Consider the following 14,866-nt stretch of genomic DNA (forward strand, 5'->3'; position numbering starts at 1 on the left):
AGAGTTAATCTAAACTAAAAATTACCGACCCACCAACCGAGTTTCTTCGGAAATAATCTTTAAAATTTTACGTTTGTTGAATATGACCGTGTAAAACTACAAGTGTTTGGGCCAGTTGACTCAGGCGGGTTTCCAAAGATTGCTTGCGTCCTAACAGTTGACGTAACTTTTGGTAACGCGCGATCGCCATGCTAACATTGGGAATCTGATCTGCTGGACATGGGCGCGACCAGACTTTACCAGTATCGTCTATACCACAGAGGCGGTAGCCAGTAATAGATGATTGATAAGATACTTTCCCACCAGTAGCGCAAATTTCTTCTACGTAGTTCATCAGGCGATCAACTTCTGCATGGCGCAGTGTTGCAGTTCCTCCTGCTTCTGGTTCCTTAGGATTGGATTCTAACCAGCCATTGACAATTGGTCCTTCTAAGTAAATATCCTGAATTTGCTTCAAAATATTTTGTAGTTCTATTTGCCACCCGGCGACAGTTTCCTGAATTTCTTGCAATAAATTCATCGCCAATCCTGGATTCGCTCCGTGGCGATGGCTACTAAAGCTCGGAGTTTTCAACTTGGGTAGGCTGGGTGTTTTGCTACCATCCTCTTGTGCTTGAAAGGTCTGCACAGACTCATGGTGAGGAAAGAAATCTTGTTCAGCAGGATAATCTCTCTCAGCCTCAACTGTTTGTTCTTCCTGAGAGGATGGAGTTTGTGTACTTTCTGTGGGTTCGTTGGCTCTGATACTGATTCTAAAGGAGAAAGGCCGTTTTGTCGTCGAATCACCAGTTTCGGCGGCAGAGGCAGTGCCGCGATTACCTAAATCATGTAGAGTTGCTTCTATGCGTTTTAAGCCTGCGTTCATAAAGACATCCTAAGGTTTGCTGTCCCCGATGGTGTTGGATAATTAAAAATGGGGTTGTTGGGATTTTCGGCTTTTGCCAGTTGTGACATCAATGATGCTGGTGCTAATTTTATCTCTTAAAAGTTATTTGAAACTAAAAATTTTGCCGATGAAGTAAAAAACTGCGGTAAGAAATTGCAACATTAGGCATATTGTTAAAATACTTAGGAAAGAACTTTGGGTAAAATCATTTTAGTAACAGGGCCAGCACGATCTGGTAAAAGTGAATGGGCGGAAACTCTGGCTATGCAGTCAGGAAAAGCTGTTGTTTACGTAGCAACAGCCACCGATAACCCAGATGACGAAGAATGGCATCAACGCATTTTAGAACATCAACAACGTCGTCCCCAAGACTGGCTAACTTTATCTGTACCTGTGGAACTGTCTGCTACCCTTGCCGATGCCAAACCTTATACCTGTGTTTTAGTTGATTCTTTAGGAACTTGGGTTGCTAATCTTTTAGAAGAGGACGAATCTAGCTGGGAAAACATCGTTGCAGAGTTGTTAGAGACAGTGGATCTGGTTGCTGCTGATATGCTGTTTGTAGCAGAAGAGGTAGGTTGGGGTGTGATACCAGCTTATCCCCTTGGAAGGACGTTCCGCGATCGCCTGGGTTCTTTAGTGCGCCAGCTAGGTGTACTTAGCAATACTGTTTATTTAGTTACAGGTGGCCATGTTCTCAATCTGAGCAGGCTTGGTTACCCATTGCCAAATAGAGGAGAAGGAGAAGTCAGAAGTCAAGATTCTTAACTATTGATTCAAATTAATCCAAAATCTAAAATCTAAAATCTAAAATTGTAATATGGCAACCAAACAAGAAGTTAGAGGATACCTTGCCTACTGGTTTCAGTTGGGTAAGAAAGTGATTACGAGCAACGGTAAGGCAAGCTTTTTGCCCCAAGACGCTCTCTACGAGACGCTGCGCGAACGCGGACTCGCTATCGCTCCGCTATCGGTGCTAAATGGCGATCGCTATAGTGAAGAATTTGAAGAGTGCTGGCAAAAAATTCTCTCACCGGAATCGGGTGATTGTTACCTAGAAGGTACACACGAAACCATTGCTGAACTGTTGACACCAGCTTGGGAAATGCTACCTTGCAGCCGTTGCAGTATGCCAGTAGCCGCGCGAAACGTCGGAATGCCAGCGTTGTTATGCCCTTGCAATGATTTACCTAGCTGGCCTAATACCGAATTACCAGCACCGCGAGAGCCAATAAAGACTCAAGATCAACTTAAAACAATTCGCGATCGGCTTGTAGATAATATTGCATAAACAAACAACCAATTTGTAAATCTGACAAGTTTTTTTTATTCTTCGATTATTTTAATTTTTCCTGTAGTGGTTTTTAGTCGCACCACAGGATTTTGGCATGGGTTTTTTAGTAATTGCGATCGCTCGATCTAGGGCGTGTTTTCAAACTCTAACCACAACAGACTAGAGGCGATCGGAATCATGGCTGTATAATTTGCAGCTGTTTCGTGCCAAGTATCTAAAGGATTGAATAAAAAAACATCAGCAAACCTATCAGGAATTTGGGAAATTTTTTGGTTGTTTACCAACAACGTATATTTCAAAAATTAGTCCTATATTTGGTAAATGCGATTGCCCCCTTCTAGTTTCGCTTGTTCGAGAGCTTTTTCTGCTGTTTGAATTAACTGCTCTGTGGATGATTCTGGATTGGGAATAATACTTGTTAACCCTAAGCTAAGAGTGAATTCGTCACTATTATAAGTAGCATCAACAGTGACAAGAGCTTTGGCCGCAGACAAAATCGCCTCTGCTACATCAAAAGCTGCTTCGCCTTGAGTATTTGGCAAAATCATGGCGAACTCTTCACTAGCGTAGCGGGCTATCAAATCCGCTCCCCGCCTTTTGCACTTGCCTATAGTGTCAGCAATTTGCCGTAAGTATTCATCTTGGATATCGCTGTTAAAAACAGAAATGTTACACAAAATTAAAGATAGAGATAATTCATATTTTTGCAATCGGTTCCATTCGCGTTGTAGGTATTCATCAAAGTAGGAACGGTTGGCAATTTTAGTTAAAATATCTACAGTAGCAAGGCGTTGCAACCCTCTAGTTGCTGCTTCCATCTGTACTGTCAAGTGGCATTCTCGTTGGATTTTTTGTTGAAGTTCTTCTATTGCTTGTCGAGATGTCAGTAAGCGATTGACTCGTTGAGTTAGTATCTTCCAATCGATTGGTTTTGTGATGTAGTCTGTTGCGCCTGCTTCAAAAGCTCGGTCAACAGACTCTTGGTCGTCGAGAACAGTAATCATTAAAATCGGGGGACAATTATCACCTAGAAGCTTTTGCATTTGAGTACAACAACTAAAGCCATCCAAGTCTGGCATCATCGCATCTAGTAAAACTATATCTGGTTGCTGCTGTTGACAAATATCTAAACAATCTCGTCCATTGGAGGCTTCGGTAACGCGATATCCTTCCTTTTCCATAGCTCGACGCAGCACCAGTCGCAAAACTCTTTCATCATCCACAACCAGAATTGCAGGTGAGTTGTTCTCAAAGTCGGTATTAATCATTTTTATTTTTAGGATGTTGCAATTGCAAAGTAGCTTCTACTCGTTGATACTCGGTTTCAACTTGTAAAACCAGAGTAGAAGCACTGACTGTATTATCAGCACGAGCCATTGTTTCTAGTTCTTCGCACAGTTGAGCCAGAGGCATAGCACCAACAGTCACACTCAACGACCTCAAAGCATGAGCAGCACTTCGTAGTGCAGGAGCATCTCTTCTGGCAATTGCATTACCAATTGCTAGCAGCCTTTGGGGCGCATCTTCTAAATAACCATCTATGAACTCTGCTAAAATCTCAACAGCATCATCGCCTGTTATCTCTATTAAAGCTTGAAATATTTCGCTGTCGATCGCTGGTGCTAGAATTACATCTGAATTGATTTTTGGTTGAGAAATTTCCTCGTTTTTATCGACAACAGCCATCACTTGTGGATCCAATGGCTGTAAAATTCTATAGTTGTTGAAAGCTTGAATGAGAGCCTCGACTCGGATAGGTTTGCTAATGTAGTCATTCATTCCAGCATTGAGGCACTCTTCTTTATCGCCTTGCATGGCGTGGGCGGTCATGGCAATAATCCAAGGTCGGGTGGAATGCGGCCATTCCTGACAGATGTGACGAGTTGCTTCCAGTCCATCCATTTCTGGCATTTGCACATCCATGAAAACTAAATCATAGGATTGCTGGCGCAAAGCTGACAGTGCCTCTAGTCCATTACTAGCAACATCGGCGCGATAGCCCAGCCGTTCTAAGATTTGGAGAGCTACCTTTTGGTTTAAAGAAATATCTTCCACCAAGAGAATGCGTAATGGCAGTTGTTGGCTGAACTTTGAATCAAATATTAATGGAAGTGATTGTGTAGGTAGTAGAGAAATTCCTTGGCCGTATAAGATTTGGATGAAAACATTGTAAAGATGCGATCGCTTAATTGGTTTATTAAGAGTAGCAGCAAAATCTGATTTTTCTTCCAGTTCTTTGTTTGTTGATTTTTCAACATTTCTGAGCATAACCAAGGGCAGTTCTTGACAGTTGGGCAAGGAGTGAATAGTTCTTGCCAGAATTAAACCGTCCATATTTGGCATCTGCATATCTAAAACGGCAATATCAAATTCCTCTCCTGAATTTATCAATTCCAAAGCTTGCAAACCGGACTCAGCAGAGTGAACAATCATGCCCCAATTTGAGGTTTGGAGGCTGATAAATTGTCGATTAGTAGCATTGTCATCGACCACTAGCAGGCGTTTTCCGGTTAAATTTGTTTGAACAACCTCAAGGTCAAGGGTTTCTGAACTAGAAGCCGACTCAGCCACAAGGGTGAAATAAAATGTAGAGCCAACTCCTATAAAACTCTCAACCCAGATGGTGCCACCCATCATTTCAGATAAGCGTTTGCTGATGACTAAACCCAATCCAGTACCGCCATATTGGCGATTCATAGATGCATCAACCTGGCTAAAAGGCTTAAATAGCCGCTCCAGTCGTTCTTCAGGAATACCAATGCCTGTATCCTTGATGGCAAATTCAATTTCGTAGTAGTCAGGACTAATTTCTTGTTTCACCATCACAGAAATTACAACTTCCCCAACCTTGGTGAATTTAACTGCATTTCCAATTAAATTCACTAAAATTTGTTGGACTCGTGTCACATCTCCCACAATTGTGCTTGGGGTTTGGGGGTCAATTAGGTAGGCTAAATCTAAGTTTTTGGCTCCGGCTTGAGCAGCAAGGAGGTCGAGAGCTTCTTCTATGCAATGACGCAGATTGAAAGGGTGTTCTTCTAAATCTAATTTACCGGACTCAATTTTGGAGAAGTCTAAAATATCATTGATGATAGTCAGCAAGGCATCACTGCTACTGCGGATAATTTCCAAAAAGTTGTGTTGTTGAGGCGTGAGTTCCATATCTAGTAGCAGTCCAGTCATGCCGATAACGGCATTCATGGGAGTACGAATTTCGTGGCTCATCATCGCCAAAAACTCACTTTTAGCACGATTTGCAGCTTCTGCTTCACGTTTTGCCTGTTTCAGGGCCCAGTTGTTCCAAGTGAGTTCTTCGAGTCGTTGACTTTCTTGCTCTAGCAAGTCTGCGTGTGCTACGGCAATACCCAGTTGCGCTGCAACTGCTGACAATAACTCAATTTCTTCTGGAGTCCACTCGCGAAAATGGCTGCACTGGTGTATTCCAATGATTCCATTGGGTTTTCCTTGATAGGAGGTGCGGATTACTAGCTGGGACTTGAGGTCAATCTGCCGCGAGATTGCTTCAGTGGCTTGGAGTAAAGCATCAAGGTAGACATTTGGAGAAGCGATCGCTTCATCCTGTAATATGATTTTTTCAGCAAAAGGATTGCCAACCATCGGAATCTCCAATTCCAGCATCGAATTGCAACTGGGAACAACGTACTCTGCTACTATGGGGATTTGTGGTATGGGGTCGCTCACATAAGAGTGGATTAGACAGCGATCTACTTTAAATGCTTTTCCAATTTGAATAGCAGCCGTGGCAAAGATTTTTTTGGTGTCGAGGCTTTGACGGATTTCCTGAGTGATTTCTTCGAGCAACATTATGCGTTGCAATTGCTTTTGCATTGCTTGTTGGCGCTCAGTAATATCAATGGCAATTCCTCCTACTAAACAGCCTTGAAGTTGACTAGAAATCGGAAATTTAAAAACCAAAACATCTCGAATTGTACCGTCAACACATGGTGCAGATTCAACTGCTTCTAGAACTTGATTAGTTTCAGCAACTCTTTGAATGTTTTCTAGAGATTGCTGGGCAAATTGCGGCGCATAAATGTCAAATACAGTTTTGCCAATCGGTTCTCGTGTAGGTAATTGAAACATCCGCAGGTATGCTTCACTTACGTAGACAAACATTCCCTGAGTATCAGTAATCCAGGCAGGTGTCGGGCTGTAATTCATGAATAACTGGAAACGTTCTTCACTTTCACGTAGCAGAGCTTCCGTGCGTTTGCGTTCGGTAATGTCCTTTGCTAGTTGGTAGTTTGCCGCTTCTAGTTGGCAGTTTGCCGCTTCTAGTTGGGCAGGACTGGGTAAAGCTAATACCTGGGGTATTAATGGCACAAGTTGTATAGCCGTCACTATAGAGATAAAAGCAGTGATAGCCTTGAGTAATCCTGACAGCCAATAAACAGGATACCAAAGCGTCCACACATCTACAAAATGGGTTGTGCCGCAAGCAACGATGAATGTGCCAAACATCAGGAATATCCAGCCAAAAGGCATATCTTTCCGTTTGCGGACAAAATAAACCAACATGAGTGGAATTGAATAATAAGCAAGTCCAGTCAACACATCTGAAAGCAGATGTAACCATACCAATCCTGGTTTCCAGAGGTAGCAATGTCCGTGGGGAATAAAGTTGTTAGTAGAGAAAAGACTATTTAAAAATTCCATGAGCAATTGTTTGTAGTGAACGATATTAGTCTGCCCGATGAATTGTTGCTAAGGATTGTTCTAGCAAGGCATAAGGGTTGGTGGACATGGGGGATAATAATTCAAAATTCAAAATTAATCCACAAGATTAAACTTGTTCACTGCTGAGATAAGCGATATTTATGCTGATTAACCACTGATTGCCTTCTAAAAATATAAATATTTTTTTAGTAATACTTACTTTTAATTAATTTAAAATATGAACAGCAACAGTAAAATTACGTAAAAATTTTTGTGTGAATATTTGTAATTGAATAAAGAAAAATCCACCCTCAGTTATCTACCTCCGACTAAGTAAGTGGGCGGAGAAAATACCATATATGTAAAGCAATGTTAAGAAGAAAGATTATTGTTTAATTTGAAACCTTCTGTACTGTAACTATTTCGTTTTCCTCTGGCTTATACCCCATCAATAACTGTATGAGGTTTATCCACTTTCACCCCAAGTCATAATTTTATACTTTTTATCTGCACATCTGCGTGAAGCATCTAATGTGTAGCTTCCCACGCTATTAACTGGCAGATAACTTATTCTTAGGTGGGATATTACGTCGGCGCAATTTAGGAGATTTAGCCAATTTCCAGACCGAATAATATTGATCGCTATAAACAATATCTGTCTTTAAGTTATAATTTTTTTCTATTGTTTCGCGCCAACTATCTGAAGGATTGAGTAAAAATACATCAGCAAACCCATCAGGTATTTTAGGGATTTGTTGGTTGTTTACCAACAAAAACCGCACTTTTAGTTCCAAAAGATAGCTTAGAGAAAAAACATTCCCATAATTATTGCCCAAAGCATCACTAACCAAAAGTGGACTACTCGTCTGATTGATGATTTGGGCAACTTCTGGATTGCTATAACTTATACCCTTATTCCACCAAGTTTCTGCCTGGGAACTCACCTTAGAAGAAATCAGTCCACAAATAATCACCAATGCTATAATTATCTGCCAAATGCTCCGGCGTGACACGCTTTCATTATATATTTGCGTAGCTAGTAGATAAGCAACAGTTACTTGGATTCCTAAATAAGATGGCATGAAATATGGTTCGGTAGATAATTGTATGCCACCAGAACTTGATAGTATTAAAGGTAGTGCTGGCACTACAATCAATGCGATCAGAAAAAACCAGACTTTATAGTTAGTCGTTAGACAAAGAAAACAAATTGAATATCCTACTATAATTAAAAATATTGTTGTAATTAAAGAGTTAAAAGGATTATCTTGCCTAAGGTCTATATCAAAAAAAATCCGGCTTAACTGCATCAACAAAAATTTAAATATAGGCATCGTAAATGCCTGATTTTTAGTTTTATCTGCTGAAATCAAAAACTGAAAAAAGTCACCCATCACAATTGTTATCCAAGGCATAAAAGCTAAAAAACCTACCAGAGATACTAATAGATAAGTTCTAACAGTTTCAGTCAACTTAAATTTGGCAGCGATCATTACATAAATTCCATGAGCAAGTGCTACAAATGCACTCCAAAGACATGTATAAAGGCTGATAGCTAAAGTTACTGCATAAATGCTCCAAATAGCGAATAAATCTGGCCGTTTTTGTTCTTTTAATGGCTCATCTTTATCTTGTGATTCTAGCCGTATTGCTCGTAACAGAGACGCACTAGATAGTAATATAGTGACTAACCAGAGAATATATTCTTGTGCTTCTTGGGCATAAACTAGTTGAATTGGAGAAATTGCTATGAGTGCGATCGCTACACCAGGAACCGATAATGGCACATTAAATAATTCTCGGCATAGCCAATAAACACAAGGAAAAACCAGCAAACTGATGCAGGCAGATAAACTTCTAATCGCCATCACCGAATTACCAAATAGCTTCATCCACAATCTGGCTATTATGTAATAAAGCGGTGGATGGTAAGGATCTTCTTTTGCCAAATTCATGATTGTGTCATTTAAGCTTTTTTGTTGATTTGCACCTTGAAACTGGGCAAAGCTTTCTCTAGTAATGACACGATTATTAAAAATTTGTTGTTTTACTTCAGTTGTTCTGTAACCAGAAATCCGCAATGAAGTATAAGTTTCATCATACGAGTAAATTTTGCTATCAAGGTTAAAATAGCGAAACAATATACCCATCGTCAATAAGAAAATAATTAAAAATCGCAACCAACTCGGAGCAACTTTGAGATGGTGCATAAGTGGGTTTCCTAAAAAGTTTTCTCAAATCATCTAATTAAGCGTACTAGATAAGGTGTCGCAGCTACCTCCGTCCTAGACATTGCCAAGATTTCAAGCAAAGCCTATTTGTTAAACATCGCCAACCGTACTTTTATTTGATTGGGAACATTGGCAATCAACACCTCTTCTTTATTAATTACGAAAAGAATTGGACAAGGTTGTATCAAATCTCGCAAAACTGGACTTAGTTTTAAAACCGAGATGTCAATGAAGTGTAAAATACGCTAAGTGTAGTCGCATCTGTGGTAACCCAACTCCACACCTACGTGCATTGAGCGATCGCTTTGCAGGTTATAGTTCTCAATTCTCCTACGTTGTCAAAAGGGCATTGCTTAAGGTTGAACGAAGGATTGTTGTTCCTTGCCTCCAATCTAGGACAGTATGTAGAAGGGGCGATGCCTATGCCAGTTGGTATTATTAACTGATCAGAATATGAGGTAGCACTTTAAAGTAGCTGTATCAGCAGATTGATAATACTCCCTTGGCAAGAAGATAAACCTTGCTTTTAAGCTATCGGAGGCAAAAATCGCACAGATGGATATTTTTTCTCACGTCCGTTGGATAACACGGCAGCAGTGACATTAATCGTGACAAACCCTCAGTGGTAAGGGTTTTTTGAAAGGATTTGGATAACGCCATCTGGCAAACTCTGCAACATTAGATATAGTTAAAAAATCAATAGTCTTAAACTGCCGATCAATAGCTGGGATACTGCATATTTTAGCTCCAATATTTAAGTAGGCTTGCAAAATTTTAGGTATTTCAACATTGAAAGAATCTGGACATTTATGAGGTAGTTTTAGACAAAATTGTGAATTTGGAGAAACCAAAATACTTGGATGCATCAAGCCATTTTGCTGAAAATAGTCATAAGTGCAAGTAGCTTCTGAAGGGCATTGTGTTAGTAATGATGCACAACCAAAGAAATATTGATTTCTACTCCAGATGAGATAATTTGCCAATCCTTCCCAGAGTAGTAAAAGTGCCTGAATATTGCGGTATTCTTTAGCTATACATGCACGTCCAACTTCAACTGATGCCTGAAGCACAGAATTGGGAATTGCATTAAGATTAAATATATCGGCAGCATCAAAGCCTAATTTTTGAGAAGCCATTGCATAGGTTTGCATCCGATAAGTTCCAATGGTTTTACCCGTTTGTTTGGAGATCATGATTAAATGATGGCAAACCGTATCAAACTTATCTATATCCATCTGGGTAAAGTTAGAAGCAGAATATCCCAAGCCTAGTTCAAGATTAAAAACTTCAAAGCGTAACCGAAAAATTGATTCTAATTCTTCTTCAGTTGACGCTAGCCGTAGGGTATATTTTTCAGTTTGAAGGACGGGAAAATCTTCAAGAGTGAGAGGAGGATTCAGTGGGTAATTGATGTTGCGTCCAGAAACTTCCATCTATCTTCCTACTTAGATTTGCGAAAATATTTTACTAGGATTTAGGCTATATACAAATAGCTCACATTATGCATTAATGTGTCGAAGTCTGATTGAGACGGTTTTTGATAAAAGAACCTCTAGAGAGCTTTTTTACTCTCTTGAATTAGGGGTAGAGTGCTTTTATTATGGAGATTAATTCCTAAAAAATCTGGCAATAAGATACAAAATTTTCTTTTGATATAGGCTATAAATCAATCCGGTTCAGTAATTTATTGAACTCACGTTAAATTAAAGTGAAACAGTAAGCATAAGTCAAAATCAAGGCAAAAGCCCCCGGATAAATCCAGGGGCTTGGATAATTCTGGTTGCGATCGCTCCGGTAAATGCACTCTAAAATACTTAATTAATTACGGTGATTATTGCTGTAGTGAACCCTTGTACCAGCCCAAAGTAACTTCTCCCGCAGGGTTTGATAGTAGGAATTGTTCTCGCGCAAAATAATAAATTTAGCCCGACAATCTGCCATCCGCACATCAACGCGGTGTCCTGGCCAAATTGAAGTCCCCAAAACTCCATCTGTCCACAGCTTGGTACTCAAATCGTAATCCCCCAAAGGCCAAATACTCACCACAGAACCAGGAGGTAAAACGAGGGGACGACTAGAAAGGCTCATTGCACAAATGGGAGTGATGGTAATCGCCTCCATACCATCATGCATAATTGGCCCATTAGCAGAAACAGTGTAACCTGTAGAACCTGTGGGGGTGGAAATAATCAACCCGTCCCCGACATACTGATCGACTACCTCACCGTCAATTTCCATTTCCAGAATTGAAGTAATCATCCGATCTGCGGAGGCGGGTTTAACACAAAACTCATTCAGAGCCAGATAATGCTCACTAACTGGTTCTAAATTAGACCCGTGACCCTCATACACAGCAGCTTGTAACATCATCCGTCGTTGGATAGCATAGCGATCCTCAAACAGGCGATCCCAAACTTTCTCAGTATCCTGAAACTCTTCCACCGACTCAGTTAAAAACCCCAGATGACCTCCCACATTCACTCCCAGAATCGGGATGCCCGCCGGGGCTAAATGTCTGGCACCAGTTAAAACAGTACCATCGCCACCGAGTACCAAGGCGAGATCGATTGGTTGAGCCGCCGAAGCCAAAAAGACAGGATAGGGGTTGTCTTTCGGCCCGCTAGGCCCCATCAACACCTGGCACTCGCGGCTTTCTAGTTGTTTAGCACAGATTTCTGCCCATTGTTTACTCCGGGCATCCCGCGCTTTATAAGCAATGATTACCTGCTTGAGTTGCACGCACAATTACCACTTCAGGAGATTAAACTGCTCCATATCGACGGTATCGCGGTTGCGATAAATGGCAAGCACGATCGCTAAACCCACCGCCGCCTCGGCTGCGGCCACGGTAATCACAAATACTGTGAAAACCTGACCCTTAATTAATGTTGAGTCGAGGAAGTTGGAAAATGCCATTAAATTCAGATTAACAGCGTTGAGCAGTAACTCAATTGACATCAGCACCCGCACAGCGTTGCGGCTGGTAATTAAACCGTAGATGCCGATACAGAATAAAGCTGCTGCTAGTAATAGAAAGTACTGGAGTTGCATGAATCTGAATATCCCTCCTGAAAAATCTGGCTATTTATCTACGACTCAGGTCGTAAATATTACTCTTTTGTTTCGCTGGTTGTTGATACTAGTTCTCTGGGGCGTTCTTGCAAAGTCAAAACAGTTTGCCCCAGTTTGGATGGTGTCAACAGGTCTGGCAAATACTCGCGACGTGCCAAAATAATTGCTCCTACCATTGCTATCAGCAGCAAAATGGAAGCTAGTTCAAAAGGCAGTAAAAAGTCAGTGAAGAAATGTTCTCCAATTAAAACTATAGAACTTTCGCCACCCGCCACAGGAGCAGCTGAGTAAGCCCAAGGAGTAGCCAGCACCATCGTACTTAAAAGACCGAACAATCCCACACTGACTAGACCTGTTAGTACTTTTCGCACCCAAGAGTTGGGAAATGCTACAAAATCCTCCCGCTTGTTCACCAACATAATGGCAAACAAAATCAACACGTTAACCGCCCCAACGTAAATCAGTATTTGTGCAGCTGCAACAAAATCAGCATTTAGCAACAGGTAGATTCCCGCTATGCTGATGAACACACCCCCCAGCAAAAAGGCAGAATAGACGATGTTGGAGAACAGCACCACACCTATGGCCGCCCCAATCATCATCACGCCTAGTATGCCAAGCGATACAAACTGTACTCCTTCCGCTAGATTCACTGTTTTTTGTCCTTAGTCAATCAATTTTGGATTTTGGATTTTAGATTTTAGATTTTTGTTTCAATCCAAAATCACAAATCACAAATTTGGATGGTCATTGGTCATTGGTCATTGGTCAAATAACAATGGACAAATGACATTTATTTTTCTGTTTGTTCTACGAGGTCTTCTGGACGCGCACCAGGACGCGGTGCATCTGCGGGCAGTCCATGTGGTTCGAGGACGCCCTTGGGTAGGTAAACTAGTTCACGCAGTGGTGTAACCATTGGATCATCTGTTACCTTGTAGGGCAGACGACCTAGTGCTACGTTGTCATAGTTCAATTCATGGCGATCGTAAGTGGCAAGCTCATACTCTTCTGTCATAGATAGACAGTTAGTCGGGCAAAATTCCACACAATTACCGCAAAAGATACAAACTCCAAAGTCAATGCTGTAGTGGTTGAGTTTTTTCTTTTTGCTGGCTTTATCGAATTCCCAATCTACTACAGGCAGGTTAATTGGACAAACGCGAACACAGACTTCGCAGGCAATGCACTTATCAAATTCAAAGTGAATTCTACCGCGAAACCGTTCGCCAGGAATCAGTTTCTCGTAAGGGTACTGTACGGTAATCGGACGCCGCCGCATGTGATCGAAGGTGACAGAAAGCCCCTGACCAATGTAACGCGCAGCTTGTACTGTTTCTTTGGCGTAATCACCAACTTGTTTCAGGAACTTTAGCATTGTGTATCAATCTCTCCTTTTAAGCTATCAGCGTTATTTTTCCTTTGTCCTTTGTCCTTGGTCATTAGTCATTTGTACTAATGACTAATGACTAATGACTAACCACCGAAGGCGAAGGGAAAGGCTAGTTTCAGGGCGGCGGTTAATAGGAGATTAACCAAGCCAACTGGCAACAAAAACTTCCATCCTAAATCTAACAGTTGGTCAATCCTTACCCGTGGCACTGTCCAGCGCAACAGGATGGCGACAAACACTAGTAAATAGGCTTTGAACACGGTCATCGTAATCCCCAAAGCAGCAGTTACTATCTGGAACACGGGGTTTAGTTCACTGACTCCCAGCCAACCAGCGATGAGGTTGAGGGGAATGGGAAAGTCCCAACCACCCAGGTAAAGAATTGCTACTAGTAAGGAAGAAAGAATCAAGTTAACGTAAGAACCCAGGTAGAAAAGACCGAATTTCATACCTGAGTATTCAGTCTGATAGCCTGCGACGATTTCTTCTTCCGCTTCAGGTAAGTCAAAGGGTAATCGTTCGCATTCAGCTAAGGCGGCTATCCAAAAGATCAAGAAACCGATTGGTTGTCGCCAAATATTCCAGCCCAGAATACCGTAGCCAGACTGTTGATTGACAATATCAACAGTGTCGAGGCTGTTAGACATCATAGCGATCGCTAACACCGCCAGCGACAAAGGAATTTCATAACTAATAGATTGCGCTGCTGCCCGCAACCCCCCTAAGAGAGAGTATTTATTATTAGATGCGTAGCCAGCCATTAACAAACCAATGGGTTGAATGCTTGACAAAGCAATCCACAAGAATACGCCCATGCCCACATTGCTAATTACGATGTTCTGCCCAAAGGGGACGATCAGGAATGACAGAAACACTGGAATTACAACAATAATTGGCCCAAGGGTAAACAGCCAGGGGTCAGATTTGGCTGGTACTATATCTTCTTTAAATACCAACTTCAAACCATCCGCTACAGGTACCAGCAACCCAAAAGGCCCCTGATATTCTGGCCCAATTCGCTGCTGTGCGGCGGCGGAAATTTTTCGTTCTAGCCAAGTAGCAACTAATACCCCCACTGTTGCCCCAATCAGCATCAGTATCATTGGCAGTGGCATCCAAATCGCTTTGGCTGTTCCTGCTGGTAAACCTAAATCCCGGAGGGATTGAATAAAAGTTCCTTGGAGGTCAATTCCTGAGTTCATGTTTCCACTCTTTAAGACATCGAGTCATAGTGAATTACAACTATTAGTTGAATTAATACCTGTAAATTCACGCATTTTTAATTTTTGCCCAGATGACGCTTGATTGAAGAT

At 41.4% G+C, this 14,866-nt stretch carries 13 protein-coding genes; 2 read left to right on the forward strand and 11 right to left on the reverse strand.

Translation table 11 applies throughout. From position 1 onward, the window contains the following. Positions 1-67: 67 nt before the first annotated feature. The gene (locus V7K25_RS04315) at positions 68-865 is read right to left on the reverse strand and encodes a hypothetical protein (RefSeq protein ID WP_335155397.1); all 798 of its coding nucleotides are present in this window, start codon (positions 863-865) and stop codon (positions 68-70) included. A gap of 216 nt (positions 866-1,081) precedes the next feature. On the opposite strand from V7K25_RS04315, the gene cobU reads away from it, so the two are divergent. Both cobU and V7K25_RS04325 read left to right on the forward strand, forming a co-directional pair. After that, a complete protein-coding gene (gene cobU, locus V7K25_RS04320; protein WP_335155399.1) occupies positions 1,082-1,654 on the forward strand; it encodes a bifunctional adenosylcobinamide kinase/adenosylcobinamide-phosphate guanylyltransferase in 573 nt (190 codons plus the stop codon). A 52-nt stretch (positions 1,655-1,706) separates the two neighbouring features. Beyond that, positions 1,707-2,177 (forward strand): hypothetical protein, encoded by a 471-nt coding sequence (locus tag V7K25_RS04325; protein WP_335155400.1) that lies wholly within the window; start codon positions 1,707-1,709, stop codon positions 2,175-2,177. A gap of 128 nt (positions 2,178-2,305) precedes the next feature. On the opposite strand, the gene V7K25_RS04330 is transcribed toward V7K25_RS04325, so the two are convergent. The 10 genes from V7K25_RS04330 to nuoH all read right to left on the reverse strand — a co-directional run bounded on the left by V7K25_RS04330 (position 2,306) and on the right by nuoH (position 14,755). Continuing rightward, positions 2,306-2,479: a hypothetical protein gene (locus V7K25_RS04330; protein WP_335155402.1), complete on the reverse strand. Its 174-nt coding sequence runs from the start codon at positions 2,477-2,479 to the stop codon at positions 2,306-2,308. Between the two features lie 9 nt (positions 2,480-2,488). Continuing rightward, positions 2,489-3,448 (reverse strand): GGDEF domain-containing response regulator, encoded by a 960-nt coding sequence (locus V7K25_RS04335; protein ID WP_335155404.1) that lies wholly within the window; start codon positions 3,446-3,448, stop codon positions 2,489-2,491. Next, a complete protein-coding gene (locus tag V7K25_RS04340; RefSeq protein WP_335155406.1) occupies positions 3,441-6,857 on the reverse strand; it encodes a response regulator in 3,417 nt (1,138 codons plus the stop codon). Before V7K25_RS04340 ends, V7K25_RS04335 begins: the two co-directional genes overlap by 8 nt. Before the next feature lie 551 nt (positions 6,858-7,408). Continuing rightward, positions 7,409-9,067: a glycosyltransferase family 39 protein gene (locus V7K25_RS04345; protein ID WP_335155408.1), complete on the reverse strand. Its 1,659-nt coding sequence runs from the start codon at positions 9,065-9,067 to the stop codon at positions 7,409-7,411. 623 nt (positions 9,068-9,690) lie between these two features. Next, entirely contained in the window at positions 9,691-10,521 is an 831-nt protein-coding gene (locus tag V7K25_RS04350; RefSeq protein ID WP_335155410.1) for a GNAT family N-acetyltransferase, read from the reverse strand. Between the two features lie 385 nt (positions 10,522-10,906). Further along, positions 10,907-11,827: an NAD(+) kinase gene (locus tag V7K25_RS04355; protein WP_100898810.1), complete on the reverse strand. Its 921-nt coding sequence runs from the start codon at positions 11,825-11,827 to the stop codon at positions 10,907-10,909. A 6-nt stretch (positions 11,828-11,833) separates the two neighbouring features. Continuing rightward, the gene (gene nuoK / locus V7K25_RS04360) at positions 11,834-12,139 is read right to left on the reverse strand and encodes an NADH-quinone oxidoreductase subunit NuoK (protein WP_006199065.1); all 306 of its coding nucleotides are present in this window, start codon (positions 12,137-12,139) and stop codon (positions 11,834-11,836) included. Positions 12,140-12,198: 59 nt separating this feature from the next. Continuing rightward, positions 12,199-12,813 (reverse strand): NADH-quinone oxidoreductase subunit J, encoded by a 615-nt coding sequence (locus V7K25_RS04365; RefSeq protein WP_100898809.1) that lies wholly within the window; start codon positions 12,811-12,813, stop codon positions 12,199-12,201. Positions 12,814-12,953: 140 nt separating this feature from the next. Continuing rightward, a complete protein-coding gene (gene ndhI / locus V7K25_RS04370) occupies positions 12,954-13,538 on the reverse strand; it encodes an NAD(P)H-quinone oxidoreductase subunit I (RefSeq protein WP_335155413.1) in 585 nt (194 codons plus the stop codon). A 98-nt stretch (positions 13,539-13,636) separates the two neighbouring features. Next, entirely contained in the window at positions 13,637-14,755 is a 1,119-nt protein-coding gene (nuoH, locus tag V7K25_RS04375; RefSeq protein WP_335155415.1) for an NADH-quinone oxidoreductase subunit NuoH, read from the reverse strand. Positions 14,756-14,866 lie beyond the last annotated feature (111 nt).

Source organism: Nostoc sp. (assembly GCF_036919495.1).
Lineage (GTDB): Bacteria > Cyanobacteriota > Cyanobacteriia > Cyanobacteriales > Nostocaceae > Nostoc.